We start from the raw sequence: 19,063 nt of genomic DNA on the forward strand, positions 1-19,063 counted from the left end.
GATATATGAAGAAGATGGCTTTGAGACGGCTTTTATTTTTGATGATCCTGCTAACTGGTTTAACCGCTTCGGCGCAGGACCATCTTTACTCACAATTTTTTAACTCGCCCTTGTATTTAAACCCAGCACTAACGGGGCAGTTTAAAGCCGACTTGCGTATGAACCTCATCTACCGCAACCAGTGGACAAGTGTGCCCGGCTCGTTATCGTACTTATCGGCATCGGTGGATTATAACGTGCCACAATTTGGTGGTGGGGTTGGGTTATTGGTTACACGCAGCAGCGAGGGCACAGCCTATCTGGATCACACTAATATTTCGGGTTTATATTCTTATAGTGTTGGGTCTGATGATTACGTGTTATCATTTGGCTTGCAGGCAGGTGTTACCAACCGTACCATTGATTATAGTAAACTTACTTTCGGCGATCAGATAGACCCTACCACCGGGCTTATTCCGGGCTCAAATTCGGCAGCTAACAATCTGCCGTTTAATAATAAGTTCTACTTTGATTCGGGCGCGGGTTTAAACCTGGTTATCGGCAATTTCAATATCGGCACAGCGGTACAACACCTTAACCGCCCCAACGAATCTTTTACCGGGATGACTGCCAAGGTGCCCATGCGTATTAACAGTAACATTAGCTACCGCTGGAACCTGAACGGTGGTTTTGATGGCGGTATGGATGATGACGACGATTCGTTTGTGATCCCCTCTGTTGTTTTCTATAAGCAGGATAAGTTTCAATCATACAGTGTTGGTATGCAGTACAAACGCCGTGGCGTTAACGTAGGCCTCTCGTACCGCAGCGGTGCCGAAACCGGGCCAAGTGCACTGGTGCTAACCCTTATATTCGACGTGTTTATTAACCGCGATGGTGGAGAGAAACTGCGTTTCGGGGTGAGCCATGATTCGGCTGTGCAAGGATTAACCTATGGTAATACAGCCGGTAGTACCGAGGGTAGTTTAGGTTATGAAACCACCCTGCCGTCGCGCGACGCTTCGGCACCGAAGTTCCAGGGAACACGCCGCTGCTATGAATTTTATTAATACATAAGCGATAATACCCCTCTCTTTCCCCTAATGAAGAGAAAGCCGTTGAGTGAATGCTCAGCGGTTTTTTTTGTTTGGGGGGAGATGGTCGGTGACAACACTGACCATAGACTAAAAAAAAGGGAGGGAATTGAAAAGTCTTCCGAATAACTATGTAGACAACACCGACCATAGGATGTAAATCATTTGGTGCTTAAACATCACTTTTTTCCATCGGAAATTCGATCAGAAATTTGGTGCCTTGGTTTAGTTTGCTTTCCACTTCAATAGTGCCACCCAGCGTTTCTACCTGCGTTTTCACCATAAACAGGCCCATGCCTTTGCCATCTACCGAGGTGTCAAAACGTTGGTACAAACCAAACAGGCGACTGCTATGGGTTGAAAGGTCTATTCCTTTGCCATTGTCTTTGAAGATAATAACAATATTGCCGTTGGCAATCCGGGAGCTGATTTTAATTACCGGGGCTGCATTATCACGGCGATACTTAATACCATTAACAATCAGATTATGGAAAATGCTGTGCAAATAACCTTTCCGCATCGTGAGCGTATCAATAGCCTCAAAATCACAAAGAAGCGTTGCGTGGCTATCGCGTATAAGGTCGCCTATTCCGATTTCTACTTCCCGCACCAATTGTTGTAGCGAAACCGGTTCTGGTTGTTCTATAACCTGGCCATCTACCTGTAAAATGGTATTAAGATCTACCACCACATTATCAAGATTATGGATAGCTGTGGCTATCGATTCACATATACTGGCCCGTTCCTGCTCGTCTGGGTCGAGGGTGCTTAGCATATTGGAGAGCCCCACTATGTTGGCTACCGGCGCCCGTAGGTTGTGCGAAACAATGTAGGCAAACTGTTCAAGGTCTTTGTTGCGCTGTACCAGGTCGGTAGTTATTTTATCGCGGTCTATCTCTAGTTGTTTGCGTACGGTAATATCTTTAATGGTGATAATAACTCCCACAATTTTATCTTTATTGCGAACGCCAAACCATTTAACCTCATACCATTCTACGGGGCCTTCCGTCGGGATATAGGAAGCTTCATAAGAAATGGTCTCGCCGTTAAGTACCTGCTTGTGGATGTTTTTGTTAATGGATTCGCGCGCTTTGCGGAAAGCGTTGTAGGCCGAATCACCAATTTTTAATTCTTTGTTATTTTTATCTAAACAGAAATTATAAGCATTTTGATTAAAGGCCATAATTCTTAAATCGCTATCCATTAAAAGAATGGCGACATCTGTGTTCTCAAATACTGACCGCAGGTTGGCCTCCGATCTGATCAGCGATTCTTCGGCCTGTTTGCGGCTGCTTACATTAGCCGCTAATTTTCGGTCTTCTTCCTGTTTTCTTTCGGTGATGTCGCGGGTAACTTTGGCAAATCCGATATGCTTGTGATTGTCATCGTACAAGGGGGTAAAGACTACATCGGCCCAAAATTTTGATCCATCTTTCCGCACGCGCCAGCCTTCGCTTTCGTGGCTCCCGTGTTTTAGTGCCAGAGCCAGATTATGCATGGGAGCACCTTTAACTTGATCTTCGGGAGTGTAAAATATAGATATATGCCGACCGATCGCTTCTTCCTCTGTGTAGCCCTTGGTTCGCTCGGCCCCTTGATTCCAACTCATAATATAACCTTGCGGGTCAATCATGAAAATAGCATAGTCCTTAACGCTGGCTACAAGGAGTTGGAGGAGTTTTTGGTCTAATGACTGTTGAACATCACTACTGTGCATGCCTTTTATCAGGTTTAGATATTTTAAAGTTACGCGAAAAATATTAACGAAAAGAAAAATTGATAGCCGTTAGTTCATAGCCGATAGTTCATAGTCCATGGTCGTCGTCTATGGTCCATGGTCTATCGTCCTTGCTATGATCTATGAACCACCAACTATGAATTCATAACTATTCGTGCAAAACCAAAACGGCTTTTACAGAACGGTTGATGATCTGGTTAACAGTACTGCGGGTAAAAAGGCGGTAAACAATGTTATGGTGATGTTTTACCAGGCATATCATGTCAGTTTCGTGGGTGGTAATAAAATCCATGATGCCGTTTAGGGCGCTGCTTTTTTGTATGTAATTAAACTCGAGCTTGGTGTGTTTTATTATTCTTTTGAGTTTGCTTTCCTGGGTTTTAAGCAGGCTAGGGTCAGGATTCTCATCTACGTACAAAACCTGCATTCTCTCAGAGCCGAAAGCTTTTATCATTTCATTGAGGGCGTTCACATCTTCTGCCGAAAGCCTTGTTTCATAATCCGTAGCCAGCGTAATAACCGGCACTTTGGCAAACCGACTTTCTAAAGGGATCACCAGTGTAGGGATCTTTATTTTGGTTACCACCTCGCTGGTGTTGCTGCCAACTATACCGGCGATACCTGTTGCACCTGTAATACCCATCACCAGCATTACTACGTGGTGTTGTTTGATGTGACGTTTTATTACCGCTTTTAAAAAGCCAACTTCGCAAAGGGTGGTTACTTTAATATTTTGCAGCCTGTCGTCGGTAATTTCGGCAACCCATTCGGTTAGGGCATGTCGTTTATTGTTGTAATAATCTTCAATAAAAATGGCGTTGTAGGTGCTGTTGTTGATGCCCTCGGTAGGGTGGATAGCATGTATAGCGCAAACCTCCATGTGCAATACTTCGGCCAGTTCGAGGGCATATTTCATAGCGTTTGCCGCGCTGGCAGAAAAATCGGTGGCTACAAGTATCTGTTTCATCTTTCGAAGGCTGATTAAAGGTTACTGCTACACAAACAAATGAAATACCATAAATAGCAAAAATGCTAGTACTATGGCTACCGGCAGGGTTAACAGCCAGGCCAGTGCTATATTTTTTAATGTCTTATTATTCAAATTTTTGGTCCCGCCCGATGCCACCATAGCTCCGGCTATTCCGCTCGAAAGCACGTGTGTGGTACTTACCGGTAAACCGAAAGAAGTACTTAATCCAATGGTAGAAGCAGCCACCACTTCTGCAGTAGCACCCTGGGCGTAGTTGAGGTGTTCGTTACCTATCTTTTCGCCTATGGTTACTACAATGCGTTTCCAACCAATCATGGTGCCAATACCCAGCGAAAGCGAAATAGTAGCAATAACCCAAACCGGTGCATAATCGGTTACGTTAGTCAGGTCGTCTGCTGCACTGATCAGGATATGCTTATCATCGCCGGTCAGTTTTATTTTTTCGTCGGCGGTTATGGATTTGATGTCGCTAACTACTTTCTCAACAGACTGCCTGAATAAATAAGCCTCACTTTTGTCGCCCGTATTTTTTACAGATAGTAGGGACTTGCATTTTTCTACCGCGGTATCCAGTTTTAAAAAAACACTTTCATTATAAGTTGGTTGCCTGATTACCTGCTCTGTTTTGTTTAACGATTGCAGGATATGGTTGTTTGCAACGTGGTGATTAACCGCATATTGCACCGGCATAAAGGCAATTAATATCAGCATTAACAACCCTACGCCTTTTTGCCCGTCGTTACTACCGTGGAAGAAACTCACCAATGCACAGGTTGTGATCAGTAACAGCCGGATTGGTAAAGGCGGTCTGTCGTGTTCGCCTGTAGGGGTATGGAATAACGACTTCCATTTAATAACATGCTTTAGCAGCAGCATTAATAAAGCAGCCAGGCCAAAACCGATAATAGGTGAGGTGATGAGTGATAGCCCGATCTCTTCGGCCTGGTGCCAGTTAACACCCTTGCCACCGTAGAAATGGCCGTAAGCCAGGCCGGCGCCAATCATAGCACCTATCATGGTGTGCGAGCTGGAGCAGGGGATACCCATATACCAGGTGCCGATATTCCACATAATGGAGGCCAGTAAAACCGAAATTACCATGCAGGCGCCCACTTCAATAGGGAGCTTCATCAGTTCATCGAGGGGTACTAATTTTAAGATACCCATGGCTACAGATACACCACCTAAAAACACCCCCAAAAAGTTCCAGCAACCCGACCACGGAATGGCTATCACTGGCTTTAAGGCCTTGGTATAAATTACGGTTGCTACGGCGTTGGCTGTATCGTGAAACCCGTTTACAAACTCGAATCCAACTACAGCCAACAAGCAGATAAAGAATACCACCAACAAAGAACCGCCTAGCGTGGTTTCGCCAATAAAAGGAAGCGTAATTACATTTAAAAATAGCGGCATACTAAAGCTTCATATGTTGAAGGAAACTTGCATCGAATCAAGGTAACAACAGAAGTGTTCAATTGTCTTGATTTTAATGTTAATAAATTGTTATATAATTGAGAGATAAGTCGTTTCAGTCTGGGGCTGGCGTTATAACCAATCATTAAGAATTAACATCAGCCACCATCTTTTATACTCACTCCATATTGCTATTAAACTTTAAAAAGCAGATATTTAGCGCACCGATTTAAATTGTTTGAGAAAGCTTGTTGCCATAATACTGTTATCTGTACACCTGTTTAACCTCTACGGTTATAACATGCTTAACCGGTATTTTGCTTATCGTACAGATGTGGTGATGAACGAGCATATTGCCAAAAACATGTACAATGTACATAGCCTGGTAATGGTAAAGCTGCCGGTAAGCTTGCCCAACATCCAAAACTGGAATAGCTTTGAACGCATTAGCGGGCAAATTAACTTTAAAAATGCCAGCTATAACTACGTAAAGATGAAGCTTACTAAAGACACCATTTACGTAATGTGCGTGCCAAACTACAAGGCAACACGGCTAAGTAATGAAAACATTATTTGTGCCCGTCAGCTGGATGATTTGCCTGGGGCGAAGAATAATAACATGCTGCTTAAAAAGCCTACTATGGATAAGTTTAGCTTACCAATGTTGGTGTTTAAAGCCGAAAACAGGGTATCTCCTGTGACAAAATATTTTGTAACTACCAAAGTTAATCCTAAGGGGCGGTTTAAAGAAACGCCATACCAACCGCCGGATATTTTATGCTAATACCTAATCACGGCAGTACATTTGGCTTTAAGGCCTGTATTGCGAAACTGAAATTTACTGAGGGTGATAATCACGCACTGCCTGTTTTAATAATAAAGCAGTATTTGCGTACGTACTGATTTTGTAATGCATAAAAATTCTGTAGAACATCATATATATACCATACTGCGCCTGGCTGTAGCCATGTGCTTTATTGGGCACGGATCTTTTGGCATAATTACTAAGCCTATCTGGGCTAACTATTTTGCCGTTTTTGGCATTGGGCATGATATGGCCTACACGCTGATGCCTGTACTCGGCGCTGCCGATATTTTTCTGGGCTTGATCATGCTGTTTTATCCCATGAGGGCTATTGCTGCATGGTTGGTAATATGGGGACTGGTAACAGCTTCGCTACGCCCGCTATCCGGGGAGCCTTTTGCCGAACTGATAGAACGCGCGGGTAACTTCGGTGCATCATTGGCTTTACTTATTCTTTGCAATAAAGAGGAGAAGGGTTTTAAATATTGGTTTACGCTGATAAAGCCCGATTTTGAAATTAATAAACAACTGCTTAAACAACTGGAAACCTGTTTAAAGATAGTTTGCTTTTTGCTGTTGGCAGGGCATGGTTGGTTAAATCTTATTTATAAAAAAGGTTTGTTAGGCCAATACACCAGCCTCGGCTTTCACGATCCGCAACATGTTGCCTTACTGGTAGGCTGCTTTGAACTGGCGGCCGCGGTTATTATACTGGTTCGGCCAGTACGTGGGTTGTTGCTGGCTTTCTTTATCTGGAAAATGGCCAGCGAACTGCTTTATCCCCACTGGGAAGTTTTTGAATGGGTAGAGCGCGGCGGCAGCTATGGCAGCTTGTTAGCGCTATGGCTTCTGCTGGGTATTAACCGCGAGCCAAGAACAAGCCAGGTTGTTCAACCCCAATCTGTTTAAACCTAAAAGATTACAACACTAAATGAAACTGATAAAATTTATACTGCTGTTCGTAGCGGCAGGCGCTATAGTTGGCTGCGCGCCTAAAAAGCCATTCAATGTAAACAATCCCGAGATACTGCACCAAAATGAGGATGCATTAACGCAGGTAATTATTTACGATGTGTTTACACCGCCGGTGGCCAGCCGTATTTATGGCTACACTTCGCTGGCCGCATACGAAGCCATGCGTTTTGAAGATCCGAAATACTTGTCGCTCACCGCACAGATAAAAGGCTTTAAGGCCATGCCCCAGCCCGAAAAAGGTAAAACTTATAACTATACACTGGCAGCAACCCGGGCCCTGTTTGAAGTAGGCCGCCACGTGGTTTTCTCTAAGGATACGCTGAAAAAATACGAGGATAATTTATACGCTAAGTTTAAAGACAACCTTGATGACGATACATATAACCGCTCAATGGCTTTTGGCGAGGCGATATCTAAAGTGATTATCAAGCGCGCCGATTTTGATAACTATCCGCAAACTCGTGGTAAGCCTAAATACCTGGGCCACAACGGACATGCTGAGTGGCGCCCAACACCACCTGATTATCTGGATGGGGTAGAGTATTGCTGGGGAACGATGGAGCCTTATGCCATCGAATCGTCGAAGCAGTTTCCGTTGCCGCACCCGCCTTTGTATAGCGAGGATAAAAACAGTGTCTATTATAAACAGGCGATGGAGGTTTATCAAACCAATAAGAGCCTTACGCCTGAGCAAAAAACCATCGCTCTTTTTTGGGATGATAACCCGTTTGTAGTGCAGCACGACGGCCACATTATGTATGCTAATAAAAAGATTACCCCGGGTGGGCACTGGATGGGCATTACTGCTATTGCTTGCCGCCAGGCTAAAGCAGGGAGTGTAAAAACTGCCCAGGCTTATGCGCTCACTACTATGGCACTATTCGATTCGTTTATCTGCAGTTGGGAGGCTAAGTACCAATACAGCTTCATCAGGCCGGTATCTGTAATTAACGAAACCATCGATCATTATTGGTTACCGCTGCTGCAAACGCCGCCGTTTCCGGAATATCCCGCGGGGCATGCTTGTATCAGCATGGCTTCGGCTACTGTGTTAAGTAAGCTGTTTGGCGATAATGTTGCATTTATGGATACTACGGAAAAGCGTTACATTGGCCTTACCCGCCATTTCGATTCATTCCAAAAAGCAGCTGAGGAAACTGCTGTGAGCCGTTTTTATGGTGGCATTCACTTCCGTAACAGCGAGCATATGGGCTCGGTGCAGGGCAAGCAGGTAGGTGAGTTTATTTTGAGTAAATTGAAGCTTACAAAGTAAAATACTTATAAAACAAAGAACGCCGCCCGGCTTGCCGGGCGGCGTTCTTTGTTTTTAGCGGATATTATTTTTAGCGAGGAACTGATCAATCAAGGTAGCTATCAGGTCACCATCTTCTTCTAAAGCAAAGTGGCCTGTGTTAAGCGCGTGGAGCTCGGTGTTTTTCAAATCTTTTTGATAAGCATACGCACCTTCAATCGGGAAGATCTCGTCATTTTTTCCCCAGGTAATTAACGCTGCGGGTTGGTATTCACGAAAATAGGCTTGCCATTTTGGATACTCGCCAGGGTTGGTGCGGTAATCGTAAAGTAAGGCACGTTGAATAGCGGCATTACCCGGGCGATCTAAGCCTAATTGGTCTAATGCTATCGCATCCGGACCAATAGCTGCAATGTCCCTAACACCAGTATGGTATTGCCATTTGGTAGATTCTGGAAGTACCATGGTATCAGCAAATGCAATGTTTTCGGCAGTATCCGGGTTCGCCCAAAACTCTTTTACTTTATCCCAAAACGGAGATAAACCGTCTTCGTAAGCGTTGCCATTTTGGATTAACAGGGCCTGCACGTTTTCGGGGTGACGAACCGCAAGGCGGTAACCTACAGGTGCGCCGTAGTCCATGGTGTAAAGGCTGTATTTGGTAAGGCCGAGGGCTTTGATAAACTGATCTATGATATCCGCCAGGTGATCAAAAGTGTATTCGAACTCACTAACTAAAGGCATAGAACTATTGCCGAAACCGGGATAATCTGGCGCCACCAAGTGATATTTGCCACTTAAAGCATTGATCAAATTACGGAACATATGCGATGAAGTAGGGAACCCGTGCAGCAACAACAACGTTGGCTTATCCGGCGAACCGGCCTCACGATAAAATATGTCCTGGCTTTCAATACTAATAGTTTTGTACTTTACTTTAGTGCTATCAAAGCCCTGGGCTACTGATACTGTTGAATTTGCTGTTTCCATTTGATTTATGATTTATTTGTTTGTTGATGTATGTTTTAAATTGTACCATTTAGTACAAAATAGAGTAAAAAAATATTTATGTTAATACTGCCAAATTTAATTTGATCATGTCTTTCAGGGTATCATCGCCGGGGTGTACGCGCATGGTAACGTTAATGCCGTTCCATAGGTTAAGCAGGTAACGGCCCAGCACCTCTGGTTTTTCAGTGGTTTTAAGTTGGCCTTTTTGCTGTGCCTGTCTGATAGTTTCGGTAAATAAAGCCTCCATTCCTGCCAATAATCGGCCGGTCAGCTCTTTAAGGTGTGCGTCTTTGGTCGACATTTCCATCAATCCATTACCCACGTAGCAGCCCTTGGCTTTGCGTACAGCGGGGGCATCCAATAAGCCTAAAAAGAAATCTTTAATTTCCTGAATAGGGTTGGCGCTACCAGCCAGCTTTTGCCTGAAAGCTGAAAGGTCGGCATCGGCAAATTGTTTAAGCGATTTTTCGAAGAGTTCCTTTTTTCCGCCTTTAAAAGAAAGGTAGAAACTACCCTTGCCAATACCCATAGCAGCCAGTAATTCATCGGCAGAAGATGCTTCGTAACCTTTGTTCCAAAACACTTCTACAGCTTTGTTAATCACTTCCTGCTCGTCGAATATTTTTGGTCTGCCTGCCATTTTTATTAAATGATAGTACAAAGATATAAATTGTACTAAATAGTACAAAATAAAATTAAATATTTTTTTATCGTGATAAAATGAATTGGGGGAGGGATTAAGCGCGGATCATTTCTACGTGATCGATACCGTCTTCGTCGTAATGATCGCCATCGGTAACAAAACCAAACAGCTCATAAAACTTAATGGCATAAGCCTGCGCCCCGATGCGAATCGGTTGCGCGCCGAAGATCTTTTCGCATTCATCTATAGATGCCTGTACTAATATTTTGCCTGCGCCTTTGCCTCTAACGCTTTGACTGGTAATAATGCGGCCGATAGATATTTCGGTGTAAGAGACGCCCGCGGGCACCAGGCGGGCGTAGGCTACCAACTCGTCGCCCTTGTAAAGCATTACATGGTGGCAATGTTGATCTTTATTATCAGCATCTAAAAAAACGCAGTTTTGTTCTACCACAAAAACCTCGCTGCGCAACCTTAAAATATCGTATAACTGGTTAACGCTTAGTTGATCAAAGGCTTTGCTGATGGTAGTGTACTGCATGTTGCGTGAGTGTAAATTTTGATGAGCCTGCCAGGCTCATGGGCAAAATAACTAATGTTATTTGACGATAACAAGGTGTATAAAAAAAGAAAGCCCCCTCGCACTCGCTGCTGGGGGACTTTCAACCTAAACCTTATCACAATAGGTAAGCAAGAGTGCTTACTTATAATCCAAAACGGTAAACTATATCGAATAGTATTTTCCTCAGAGGAAAAAAAGATTCATAGTAACTGATCGGGACGCCATAAAGATGTTAAATAAATGTTAATGTTTTCATTATCAGAGTCGTTTCTGTGATTTTTTTGTCTAAAACTGAGAAAAAAAATTCTTAGAAGTTTTAAACTAATACTGCCCCTCCGTCAACTGTGATTACCTGACCTGTTGCAAACTGCTGTTTCATCATGTAAATAAAGGTTTGTGCTATGTCTTCGGCGTTGCCAACGCGTTTAAGGGGTAGCGAATTAGCCACGTTGGTGAATATTGCCTCACGGTCTGCCTCGCTCATGCCGTTCCATAAATTGGTTTTAATTACCCCGGGCGAAACCAGGTTTACACGTACGGGGGCCAGCTCAACTGCCATGGCACGGGTAAACCCTTCCATTGCGCTGCAAATGCTGGCGGCAATAGCCCAGCCGGCGCTTGGGCGTGGTCCTGCAATGCCACCAATAAGATTTATAGAGCCACCGGCATTAATGTTTTTTGCCGCATATTTTACAGTAGCTACTGCGCCCCAATACCTTACATTGAAAAACTGGCGGGCTTCGTCGATAATAACATTATCGAGCATAGTTAAAGTCAGGTTTTCGCCTGCGCTGTAGGTAAGGTGATCGAAGCTCCCGGCTTGCTCAAAAAATGCTTTAATGGCTTGCTCATTACCCAGGTTAACCGCGAATCCTTGGACGCCTTCTGGTAGCCCTTCAAGGGCTGCGTCAATCCGTTGCTGCTTGCCTGATACGATGGTTACTTTGGCGCCTTCGCTGGCTGCCGCATGCGCGGTTGCCAGGCCTATGCCCGAACTGCCGCCTAATATGATTATTCGTTTTTCTGCTAATACTGATTTCTGATCTTGCGTCTTCATGTTAAATTATTTGTTGATACAAAAGTGAGGCTGTTAATGGCCTAACCCACTTAACAAATGGTAAAAAGCAAAATAGAAGCACCCTCGGTTTTAGGAATTTCTCATAAAAAAAATGCATTTTTATTTTTAAAGATGAACATGGCTAAAGACAGATACAAAAAAACAAGCGGTCAATGGCTTTACCTGCTGGTGATACTGCTTGCTTTGTTCTGCTTTTCTGGTGGAAGCGTTAAAAATTCGGCTTTAGATAGCGCCCAGCAAACCACTTTAATAATTGACAGGCAAGAAAATGCCTCAAGAAGCATAACCTATGCCCGTGTTATGTGTCATATGCTGGTTAAAGGTAATGCCTTCCCTTTTTTGCAGACTGTAATAAATCTACCTCATCTGCATAACCGGCAGGTAACTTTATATACAGTAACTATGCCTGCCTGCTTAGTGCAAACGGCTTTCTTTTTTCGGGCTAAAACCTGCCCGAATAATACCGATGGCAAACCATCTTCATTTTTAGGATAACCTCTGATTTTCTAAGTACCGCCTAAGCGGTTGTCTATTTATCACGAGATGCTGCGTGCTACATGTGGCACATGCTGCGTTTGCTAATCATTCCTGAAAATGAAAAATCTTAAAAAGCTATTACGCCTTTGTTGGCTCATTATATATATGACATTGGCTGTTGCCGGTATTGCTATATCGGGCGCTGTACCCGTGTTATCTAAAAACCGCGAATTGTTTATTGATAATGAACCTAAAATAGAACTGGTTGAAGAACACACTAAACCCGAAACGGGTGAAGAGTTAAAGTTTTAATCAATCAGCATCCTTTCTATCCCGCTGCTTCAGGCCAATTGGTTCTGGTGGCAGCGGGATAAACTCGGTTTCGCCGGGCACTTGCGGGAACTTCTGATCCTGCCAGTCTTTTTTTGCCTGCTCTATCAATGCGTAATCAGAGGCCACAAAGTTCCAGTAAATAAAGCGCTGCTCTGGCAGTGGCTCGCCGCCGAAGAAATAGATGCTGGTATGCTCGTTCATGGTAAATTCGCAAAGCTGACTGTCTTTGGCTACCAATAATTCTTTAGGACCAAAGGTGGTGTCTTCGTTTTCTATACTGCCTTCCAGAATGTAGAGTCCTGCTTCGCCGTAAAGATCTTTACCTATTTTTACAGTTTGTTTGGCTGTACTCTTCAGTTCTAAAAAATATAGCGGACTATATACCGGCACCGGCGACTCGTGATCCATAAACTTGCCGGCTATTAATCTATAGCTCACTCCATCTGTTTCCCATTGCGGCAGGTCTTCAACATCGGCATGGTAAAAAGACGGCTCCATTTGTTCAAACGCTTTTGGCAAGGCAACCCAGATCTGCAATCCGTGTAGCATTTTTTCGCTATGGCGAAGGTAGTCGGGTGCTCGTTCGGAGTGAGTGATGCCTTTGCCGGCGGTCATCCAATTTACTTGTCCGGGCTTAATTTCCATTTCGGTGCCCAGGCTATCGCGGTGCATAATATTGCCCTCAAACAGGTAGGTTAGGGTAGAGAGGCCAATGTGTGGGTGCGGCGCAATATCGATATTTTGCTCGGCCTTCATCTCTGCCGGCCCCATGTGGTCGATAAATATAAATGGACCAACCAGGCGCTTATCTTTAAAAGGCAACAGACGGCCAACCATAAAATTGCCAATATTGCGGGGGCGTTCTTCGATAATGAGGTTGATGTTTGACATGAGGGTGTGTAGTTTATTGCAATGCAAGATAAAGAAAATAGAAGGTTGTGAGAAGAAGGATTAGTCTGTCCTAAATCTCGGGGTCGTCGTCGAGAGATCCTTGGGGATGCAAAATATGAAATTAAATTCCCTCCCTCGGGAGGAGCGCATTTGGCTAGTGTAATGGCAGGGAGGGGTATTCGCTACTGCATCTTAATTAAACCCCTCCCAAGGGAGCGAGCTATACAGGTCTTATAAAACATTCTCTCCATTTCCCTTATTTTTACATCATGAACATCTATCAAAAAGCGATTCAACTACGTGCACGGCAGCGTGGGTTTCATTTAATAACCGACGAGGTAGAGCAGGCCTTACCGCAATTGCGCGAAATAAAAGTGGGTATTTGCCAGGTATTTATTCAGCATACTTCGGCATCGTTAACTATTAATGAGAATGCCGACCCAACGGTTCGGCAAGATTTTGAGATGTTTTTTAGTAAGGCCGTACCCGAAAATGACTCCGACTATCTGCACAACGATGAGGGCCCGGACGATATGCCCGCGCATCTCAAAGCTGCTATGCTGGGCAGTTCGGTAAGCATTCCTATTCGCAACGGCAGGTTAGCTTTGGGTACCTGGCAAGGTATTTATTTGTGCGAGCACCGCAACTATGGCGGCGGCCGCGGCATTGTAATTACTGCCTGGGGATCATCTATATAGAAGCAAGGAAAGGCCTATGCAAGGAGATTCCGAATAGAATAGCAGCCAATTTTGAGGTAACCTGATCAGCGGGTTCTTCGTTACAATTGTTGTTTTTAAATTAAAGTTTATATCTTTTCAAATGGATTTTTCGAGAAGAAATTTTATTGCCAGCACTGCAATGTTATCGGGTTCGCTGCTCGTTCGGCCTGTTGATAAATTAGATGTCCGGGAGCAAAATCAACCCGATATGGTTTTGCCCAATGATTTTAAACTACTCATTTTGGCGCCTTTCTGGGGTTTTGCGGGCACCATAATGCAGTTTGCCGAAAAGGCGAAAAACAGCGGCTTCGATGGTTTCGAGATAGCCTGGGGCGATGCGCGCGACAAACTTCCACAAGTTGCTGAGGCTGCTGCGAAATACGATCTGAAATTTGGATTTTTAACAAACTGCTCCGAAGGCGATCCGCAAAAATATTTTGATACCTACAAAAATGATCTGGAGAAAATTGTAAGCCAAAAGATCGCGAAGCCTTTGTATGTGAACTCGCAAACAGGCAGAGACTTTTTTCCTTTCGAAGAAAACTGTAAATACATAGAATTTGCAAAAAAACTTTCCGATAGTTCCGGCATCCCGATCTATCACGAAACCCACCGTTCCAGAATGCTTTTTGCAGCACATATAGCCCAGCCATTTATCCAAAAGTATAAGGATATCAGCCTCACTTTAGATATCTCGCATTGGTGCTGTGTACACGAAACCATGCTAGCAGATCTGGCGCCTTTTGTCGATTCGGCAATTGCCCATGCTCATCATATTCACGCCAGGATAGGCCATCCCGAAGGGCCGCAGGTTAACCACCCGGCTGCACCAGAATGGGCAAACGTGGTAGAGCAACATTTAAAATGGTGGGATAAGGTTATCGCACAACGCATTAAAGCCGGTGCAAAATATCAAACCATACTTACCGAATTTGGCCCCGCCACTTATATGCCTACATTGCCTTTTACACAACAACCCGTTAGCGACCAATGGGAAGTAAATGTATCCATGAAAGATATTTTACGTAAAAGATATCAGTAAATTGCACTTATAAGGCGCATCAGAATAGGATAGAGAAGTTATAAACCGTTTACCAATATGAACTCGATCTTGCAAACCATATTAAATGAAATCATCGGATTTCTGTCACTCGGTGGTATAATTGAAATGTTTAAAACGGGCGATTTTAGTCGCCTCAGTACGCTTAGTGGCTTGTTAGGCACGTTATACACGCTTATACCTGCCTTGTTGGTGTTCGAAATTGTAAGCGCCTTAATTATGAGGCGTTTTAGCCGTAGCCATTATCAAATACCGTTTTTGGTGTATGTGCTTAACCGGTTTATTTCAGTCTTTGTTTCGTTTGGGATGGTTGGGTTTTGTATTGGTTTGTTCGAAAAGCACGCCATTTTTAAATCGTCCGTAACCTGGTACTGGTTTATCTACGGTTATATCGTTTGGGAGTTCGGTCATTTTATCTATCACTATCTGGGCCATAAGGTGCGCCTGTTCTGGTGTTTGCATTCTACCCATCATACGCCGCAAGAAATGAACCTATTTGTTAACCATGCGCATTTTTTTCTCGAAGCCCCGTATGCCGATGTGATCAGAACCACGGTTTGTATTTTACTGGGGGTTAGCCCCACCATGTTGTTTTTAATTATGGCGATTGACGGACTTTGGGGATCATTTATTCACATTGGCGATAACATTGCAAAAAACGCCAGGTTAGGATTTTTAAACAAGATAATTCTTACACCATCGCACCACAGGGTGCATCACGCTAAGAATCCGCTTTATATGGATACCAATTTTTGTAATCTCTTAAATATCTGGGACAGGGTTTTTAAAACATATCAGGATGAAATGTATGACGTAAAAATTGAATACGGCATTACCCGCGAAATGAAACCTAACAGTTTGTGGGATTCTTATTTTGGAGAGTTTGTTTGCCTGTTTAAAGATATGGCAGCAGCGCCTGGAATTAAAAATAAGCTCCTTTATGTTGTTATGCCGCCGGGATGGAGCCATAAAGGCGATCATAAAACGGCTAAAGTTACCAAAGAAGCATACCTGCAAGAAAGTCGTAGTCATATAGCCGAGGGCGTAGGTTCGTAAATAACGATACACGGTCAGAGGCTGACAGTGCCGCTACAGCCGGCAATGTAAAAACAAGAAAGGCCCCCGCACTACCAGGGGCCAATCAACTGATTAAACACTCAAATTATAGTTCTTCGCCGTGCTGGCTAATGTCGAGGCCGGCTATCTCTTCTTCAGGGGTTACGCGCAGCGGGCTGATCAGGTCTGTTACTTTAAGCAGTATCAGCGAACCAACAAAGGCAAATACCGACACAGCTAACAAGGCAACCACGTGAGTGAAAAACAGGTGGGTTTCGCCAAAAAATAAACCATTACCTGTAGTATTGCCACCGTTTACATTTTGATGTGCAAACACACCGGTTAATAACATACCCATCATACCACCAACGCCGTGGCAAGGGAATACATCCAGTGTGTCATCTATAGATGTTTTGCTTCGCCATAGTACAACCAGGCTGCTCACTACCGATGCTACGATACCAATTACCAGCGAGTGCGGGATACTTACAAAGCCTGCTGCCGGTGTAATGGCAACCAAACCTACTACGGCGCCAATACAGGCACCCATTACGGTTGGCTTGTGGCCGCGTATCATTTCAAAAAATATCCAGGCCATGGCTGCTGCTGCAGATGCGGTTGTGGTGGTAGCCAGTGCAGTTGCCGCCAGCGTGCCCGAACCCAATGCCGAACCTGCGTTAAAACCAAACCAACCAAACCATAAAAGGCCGGTACCTAATAATATATAGCTGATGCGCGCAGGATTGTGCGCTTTTTCGTTGCGTTGTTTAAGGTATAATGCCGAAGCCAATGCAGCCCAGCCAGCCGACATGTGTACCACAGTACCACCGGCAAAATCCAATACACCTGCTTTAAACATCAGGCCATCCGGATGCCAGGCCGAGTGGGCCAGTGGTGCATAGATGATCACGATGAACAGGCAGATAAAAATAAGGTATGAAGTGAAGCGGATACGCTCGGCAAATGCGCCGGTTATTAAAGCCGGGGTAATTACCGCAAATTTAAGCTGGAACATGGCAAACAATACCAACGGAATGGTAGGTGCCAGTTTCCAGGTGGCATTGCCCAGCATGCCTTTCATCATAAAAAAGGTTGCAGGGTTGCCGATAATACCGTGTATCGAGTCGCCAAAAGCAAGGCTAAAGCCAAATATTACCCATATAACGGTAATAACGCCCATACATACAAAGCTCTGCATCATGGTAGATAGTACGTTCTTTTTGCTCACCATGCCGCCATAGAAAAAAGCGAGTCCTGGAGTCATTAATAAAACGAGTGCAGTAGCGGTAAGCAGCCATGCGGTGTCGCCCGAATCTATTTTGCTATCGGCTATAGTAACAGTATCTATAGACGGAAATACGAGTGCCAAAACCACAATAAGAGCCAGTATGATAAAGGGTAAAATCTTTTTCATTTTTTAGTTTTTTTAAAAGGTGAGCCAAAGCAAGCCCGTAAACGGACCGCTAAAGCGGGTTTAGTTGATTGTTTATTAGTGTAGTGTGAAGAGTGCGAAAAATACCGTGGTAAAGTACACGCTTATGCGGGCAGCCTTACCAAACGCCATGAAATAACCACACGGCTTTTATAGCTGTGTGGTAGTTACGATAATAGTTGGGGTATACGATATTTTTACTGGGGTGAGTGTTTACCAGAAATCGTGAAACGGAAAGAGGATGAGCTTGCACGAACTGAGATGTTCTGTGCCCGAGCGCAAAAAAATAATGGTTAAGGATTTAAAACCGGCATAAAACCCTGCTGTATTTAGCAACACAGATTTAACAAAGCTACCGCCGCGCTGAGTTTGCGCCCGGTACATTTGCAAAGTGCCGTTTAAACCTAAGAAGTAAATATGAGGACCGCGATTATTGTTGCCGTTTGCGGCATATAAGTTTGCGGTTTTTGTTTTGTAGAATGCTGAAGTGCATAAACCGGCATCTTCGCCCTTTATTTTAACGGCGAAGAGTATAGAAAAAAGAAAAAAGAGTTTAATAAACCGATATTTCATTATTCTATGCAGCTTAATAATTGCATTTTTTACTAAAATACTAAAAGATATGCGTATTTACGGTTTATAAATAGATGTTTTGTTTGATAATATGTTATTTTTTGCGAAGTATATAGATTTTGTAGACTTTAAATATCAAAAATTGACAAATTGATATTTTATATGACTGTTTTTGTGAAAGATATTAATGAATATTTCTAAAATGTAATATATTATTTGGTTTGCTGTTGTTTTTTTGGCTTGAAGCCATGTGTTGAGCGGTTTTTGCGGAATGAAATTTTCTTTTGAGATGAAGCTGATGATCCGATTTTTTGTATTATAATCGCGGCCAGAAATTATCACAATGAATATTAAATATCTTATCCTGCTCTTTGTAGCACTAACTGCTTTCAGCGAAGCCAAATCGCAAACTACTCCGGCTACTGCCGAAAGACAACTTACTGACTCTATCTGTAATTGTATGGTTAGAACCGACCTGTCCAAAGTCAAAAATAAACAAGAGGCAATGGGGGTATTTACAGAGTGTTTTTCTAAATATCAATCCTTATTAGTGGCGACAGCCGAGGAGCGCAAAGTAGATTTTGAAGACGACGCAGCTATGCATGCGATTGGCGCTGACATAGGAAAGAACCTAATGAAAATGAATTGTAGTAGTTTTATGAAGCTCAGTGTTATTATGGCTTCGGATAAGGCAGAGGAAGTGCCTGTGCGTACTACGCAAGGGAAGTTGATAAGGATAGATAATAAAGGGTTTAATTACCTGGTAGTTGTTGACGAAAATAAAAAGGAATATTCATTTCTATGGTTGCATCAGTTTCAGGGCTCGGAGAAGTTTGTTAACGGCGTAGGTGTAAACCTTGGCAAAAAAGTAAGTATCACCTGGCAAGATACGGAGGTGTATTTGCCAGCGGCTAAGGGTTATTATAACGTGAAGGAAATTACTGCACTCAGTATTTTTTAGAAAAAAATATAGATTTG

The 19,063-nt window shown here is 43.6% G+C and carries 20 protein-coding genes; 10 read left to right on the forward strand and 10 right to left on the reverse strand.

Annotation, left to right across the window (positions count from 1 at the left end):
• Positions 1 to 5: 5 nt before the first annotated feature.
• Positions 6 to 1,049 carry a PorP/SprF family type IX secretion system membrane protein gene (locus tag GSY63_RS15910; RefSeq protein ID WP_243749243.1) on the forward strand — a complete coding sequence of 348 codons (1,044 nt, stop codon included), beginning with the start codon at positions 6 to 8 and terminating at the stop codon, positions 1,047 to 1,049.
• 196 nt (positions 1,050 to 1,245) lie between these two features.
• Here GSY63_RS15910 and GSY63_RS15915 read toward each other — a convergent pair whose 3' ends face one another.
• The 3 genes from GSY63_RS15915 to GSY63_RS15925 all read right to left on the reverse strand — a co-directional run bounded on the left by GSY63_RS15915 (position 1,246) and on the right by GSY63_RS15925 (position 5,218).
• Positions 1,246 to 2,790, reverse strand: a complete 1,545-nt coding sequence (locus tag GSY63_RS15915) for a sensor histidine kinase (protein ID WP_166586790.1) — start codon at positions 2,788 to 2,790, stop codon at positions 1,246 to 1,248.
• Between the two features lie 169 nt (positions 2,791 to 2,959).
• Positions 2,960 to 3,778 (reverse strand): universal stress protein, encoded by an 819-nt coding sequence (locus tag GSY63_RS15920; RefSeq protein WP_166586791.1) that lies wholly within the window; start codon positions 3,776 to 3,778, stop codon positions 2,960 to 2,962.
• A gap of 27 nt (positions 3,779 to 3,805) precedes the next feature.
• Complete coding sequence (locus tag GSY63_RS15925; protein WP_166586792.1) at positions 3,806 to 5,218, reverse strand: inorganic phosphate transporter; 1,413 nt, start codon at positions 5,216 to 5,218, stop codon at positions 3,806 to 3,808.
• Between the two features lie 238 nt (positions 5,219 to 5,456).
• Between GSY63_RS15925 and GSY63_RS15930 the strand changes: the two genes are divergently transcribed.
• From GSY63_RS15930 to GSY63_RS15940, 3 genes are all read left to right on the forward strand, one after another.
• Positions 5,457 to 6,002 carry a hypothetical protein gene (locus tag GSY63_RS15930; protein ID WP_166586793.1) on the forward strand — a complete coding sequence of 182 codons (546 nt, stop codon included), beginning with the start codon at positions 5,457 to 5,459 and terminating at the stop codon, positions 6,000 to 6,002.
• A 126-nt stretch (positions 6,003 to 6,128) separates the two neighbouring features.
• Positions 6,129 to 6,932, forward strand: coding sequence for a hypothetical protein (locus tag GSY63_RS15935; protein ID WP_166586794.1), 804 nt, complete (start codon positions 6,129 to 6,131; stop codon positions 6,930 to 6,932).
• A 22-nt stretch (positions 6,933 to 6,954) separates the two neighbouring features.
• On the forward strand, positions 6,955 to 8,271 hold the full coding sequence (locus GSY63_RS15940; protein WP_166586795.1) for a vanadium-dependent haloperoxidase: 1,317 nt from the start codon (positions 6,955 to 6,957) through the stop codon (positions 8,269 to 8,271).
• Positions 8,272 to 8,325: 54 nt separating this feature from the next.
• On the opposite strand, the gene GSY63_RS15945 is transcribed toward GSY63_RS15940, so the two are convergent.
• The 4 genes from GSY63_RS15945 to GSY63_RS15960 form a co-directional block, all read right to left on the reverse strand.
• The gene (locus GSY63_RS15945) at positions 8,326 to 9,240 is read right to left on the reverse strand and encodes an alpha/beta fold hydrolase (RefSeq protein ID WP_166586796.1); all 915 of its coding nucleotides are present in this window, start codon (positions 9,238 to 9,240) and stop codon (positions 8,326 to 8,328) included.
• A 76-nt stretch (positions 9,241 to 9,316) separates the two neighbouring features.
• Entirely contained in the window at positions 9,317 to 9,901 is a 585-nt protein-coding gene (locus GSY63_RS15950) for a TetR/AcrR family transcriptional regulator (protein ID WP_166586797.1), read from the reverse strand.
• A 97-nt stretch (positions 9,902 to 9,998) separates the two neighbouring features.
• Positions 9,999 to 10,445: a GNAT family N-acetyltransferase gene (locus GSY63_RS15955; protein ID WP_166586798.1), complete on the reverse strand. Its 447-nt coding sequence runs from the start codon at positions 10,443 to 10,445 to the stop codon at positions 9,999 to 10,001.
• A gap of 337 nt (positions 10,446 to 10,782) precedes the next feature.
• Positions 10,783 to 11,523, reverse strand: coding sequence for an SDR family oxidoreductase (locus GSY63_RS15960; protein ID WP_166586799.1), 741 nt, complete (start codon positions 11,521 to 11,523; stop codon positions 10,783 to 10,785).
• A 138-nt stretch (positions 11,524 to 11,661) separates the two neighbouring features.
• Between GSY63_RS15960 and GSY63_RS15965 the strand changes: the two genes are divergently transcribed.
• Positions 11,662 to 12,039: a hypothetical protein gene (locus GSY63_RS15965; protein ID WP_166586800.1), complete on the forward strand. Its 378-nt coding sequence runs from the start codon at positions 11,662 to 11,664 to the stop codon at positions 12,037 to 12,039.
• Positions 12,040 to 12,138: 99 nt separating this feature from the next.
• Complete coding sequence (locus GSY63_RS15970) at positions 12,139 to 12,333, forward strand: hypothetical protein (RefSeq protein WP_166586801.1); 195 nt, start codon at positions 12,139 to 12,141, stop codon at positions 12,331 to 12,333.
• On the opposite strand, the gene GSY63_RS15975 is transcribed toward GSY63_RS15970, so the two are convergent.
• The gene (locus tag GSY63_RS15975) at positions 12,334 to 13,245 is read right to left on the reverse strand and encodes a pirin family protein (protein WP_166586802.1); all 912 of its coding nucleotides are present in this window, start codon (positions 13,243 to 13,245) and stop codon (positions 12,334 to 12,336) included.
• Between the two features lie 269 nt (positions 13,246 to 13,514).
• On the opposite strand from GSY63_RS15975, the gene GSY63_RS15980 reads away from it, so the two are divergent.
• The 3 genes from GSY63_RS15980 to GSY63_RS15990 all read left to right on the forward strand — a co-directional run bounded on the left by GSY63_RS15980 (position 13,515) and on the right by GSY63_RS15990 (position 16,080).
• Positions 13,515 to 13,943 (forward strand): secondary thiamine-phosphate synthase enzyme YjbQ, encoded by a 429-nt coding sequence (locus GSY63_RS15980; protein ID WP_166586803.1) that lies wholly within the window; start codon positions 13,515 to 13,517, stop codon positions 13,941 to 13,943.
• 121 nt (positions 13,944 to 14,064) lie between these two features.
• A complete protein-coding gene (locus tag GSY63_RS15985; RefSeq protein ID WP_166586804.1) occupies positions 14,065 to 15,006 on the forward strand; it encodes a sugar phosphate isomerase/epimerase in 942 nt (313 codons plus the stop codon).
• Between the two features lie 57 nt (positions 15,007 to 15,063).
• Positions 15,064 to 16,080: a sterol desaturase family protein gene (locus GSY63_RS15990; protein ID WP_166586805.1), complete on the forward strand. Its 1,017-nt coding sequence runs from the start codon at positions 15,064 to 15,066 to the stop codon at positions 16,078 to 16,080.
• Between the two features lie 106 nt (positions 16,081 to 16,186).
• Here the strand turns inward: GSY63_RS15990 and GSY63_RS15995 are convergent, their stop codons facing one another.
• Together GSY63_RS15995 and GSY63_RS16000 are read right to left on the reverse strand one after the other, a co-directional pair.
• The gene (locus GSY63_RS15995; protein WP_166586806.1) at positions 16,187 to 17,494 is read right to left on the reverse strand and encodes an ammonium transporter; all 1,308 of its coding nucleotides are present in this window, start codon (positions 17,492 to 17,494) and stop codon (positions 16,187 to 16,189) included.
• A gap of 231 nt (positions 17,495 to 17,725) precedes the next feature.
• Positions 17,726 to 18,085 (reverse strand): hypothetical protein, encoded by a 360-nt coding sequence (locus tag GSY63_RS16000; protein WP_166586807.1) that lies wholly within the window; start codon positions 18,083 to 18,085, stop codon positions 17,726 to 17,728.
• A gap of 343 nt (positions 18,086 to 18,428) precedes the next feature.
• Here GSY63_RS16000 and GSY63_RS16005 point away from each other — a divergent pair, with 343 nt between their 5' ends.
• Positions 18,429 to 19,046 carry a hypothetical protein gene (locus tag GSY63_RS16005; RefSeq protein WP_166586808.1) on the forward strand — a complete coding sequence of 206 codons (618 nt, stop codon included), beginning with the start codon at positions 18,429 to 18,431 and terminating at the stop codon, positions 19,044 to 19,046.
• Positions 19,047 to 19,063: the final 17 nt, after the last annotated feature.

This window comes from Mucilaginibacter agri (assembly GCF_009928685.1).
Taxonomy (GTDB): domain Bacteria; phylum Bacteroidota; class Bacteroidia; order Sphingobacteriales; family Sphingobacteriaceae; genus Mucilaginibacter; species Mucilaginibacter agri.

Excerpts from the sequence above, each read along its gene's own strand:
- GSY63_RS16005 (WP_166586808.1), top strand. The coding sequence starts at position 18,429 with ATGAATATTAAATATCTTATCCTGCTCTTTGTAGCACTAACTGCTTTC.
- GSY63_RS15945 (WP_166586796.1), bottom strand. The coding sequence starts at position 9,240 with ATGGAAACAGCAAATTCAACAGTATCAGTAGCCCAGGGCTTTGATAGC.
- GSY63_RS15965 (WP_166586800.1), top strand. The coding sequence starts at position 11,662 with ATGGCTAAAGACAGATACAAAAAAACAAGCGGTCAATGGCTTTACCTG.
- GSY63_RS15990 (WP_166586805.1), top strand. The coding sequence starts at position 15,064 with ATGAACTCGATCTTGCAAACCATATTAAATGAAATCATCGGATTTCTG.
- GSY63_RS16000 (WP_166586807.1), bottom strand. The coding sequence starts at position 18,085 with ATGAAATATCGGTTTATTAAACTCTTTTTTCTTTTTTCTATACTCTTC.
- GSY63_RS15935 (WP_166586794.1), top strand. The coding sequence starts at position 6,129 with ATGCATAAAAATTCTGTAGAACATCATATATATACCATACTGCGCCTG.
- GSY63_RS15970 (WP_166586801.1), top strand. The coding sequence starts at position 12,139 with ATGAAAAATCTTAAAAAGCTATTACGCCTTTGTTGGCTCATTATATAT.
- GSY63_RS15980 (WP_166586803.1), top strand. The coding sequence starts at position 13,515 with ATGAACATCTATCAAAAAGCGATTCAACTACGTGCACGGCAGCGTGGG.
- GSY63_RS15910 (WP_243749243.1), top strand. The coding sequence starts at position 6 with ATGAAGAAGATGGCTTTGAGACGGCTTTTATTTTTGATGATCCTGCTA.
- GSY63_RS15950 (WP_166586797.1), bottom strand. The coding sequence starts at position 9,901 with ATGGCAGGCAGACCAAAAATATTCGACGAGCAGGAAGTGATTAACAAA.
- GSY63_RS15985 (WP_166586804.1), top strand. The coding sequence starts at position 14,065 with ATGGATTTTTCGAGAAGAAATTTTATTGCCAGCACTGCAATGTTATCG.
- GSY63_RS15975 (WP_166586802.1), bottom strand. The coding sequence starts at position 13,245 with ATGTCAAACATCAACCTCATTATCGAAGAACGCCCCCGCAATATTGGC.
- GSY63_RS15925 (WP_166586792.1), bottom strand. The coding sequence starts at position 5,218 with ATGCCGCTATTTTTAAATGTAATTACGCTTCCTTTTATTGGCGAAACC.
- GSY63_RS15920 (WP_166586791.1), bottom strand. The coding sequence starts at position 3,778 with ATGAAACAGATACTTGTAGCCACCGATTTTTCTGCCAGCGCGGCAAAC.
- GSY63_RS15940 (WP_166586795.1), top strand. The coding sequence starts at position 6,955 with ATGAAACTGATAAAATTTATACTGCTGTTCGTAGCGGCAGGCGCTATA.
- GSY63_RS15960 (WP_166586799.1), bottom strand. The coding sequence starts at position 11,523 with ATGAAGACGCAAGATCAGAAATCAGTATTAGCAGAAAAACGAATAATC.
- GSY63_RS15915 (WP_166586790.1), bottom strand. The coding sequence starts at position 2,790 with ATGCACAGTAGTGATGTTCAACAGTCATTAGACCAAAAACTCCTCCAA.
- GSY63_RS15955 (WP_166586798.1), bottom strand. The coding sequence starts at position 10,445 with ATGCAGTACACTACCATCAGCAAAGCCTTTGATCAACTAAGCGTTAAC.
- GSY63_RS15995 (WP_166586806.1), bottom strand. The coding sequence starts at position 17,494 with ATGAAAAAGATTTTACCCTTTATCATACTGGCTCTTATTGTGGTTTTG.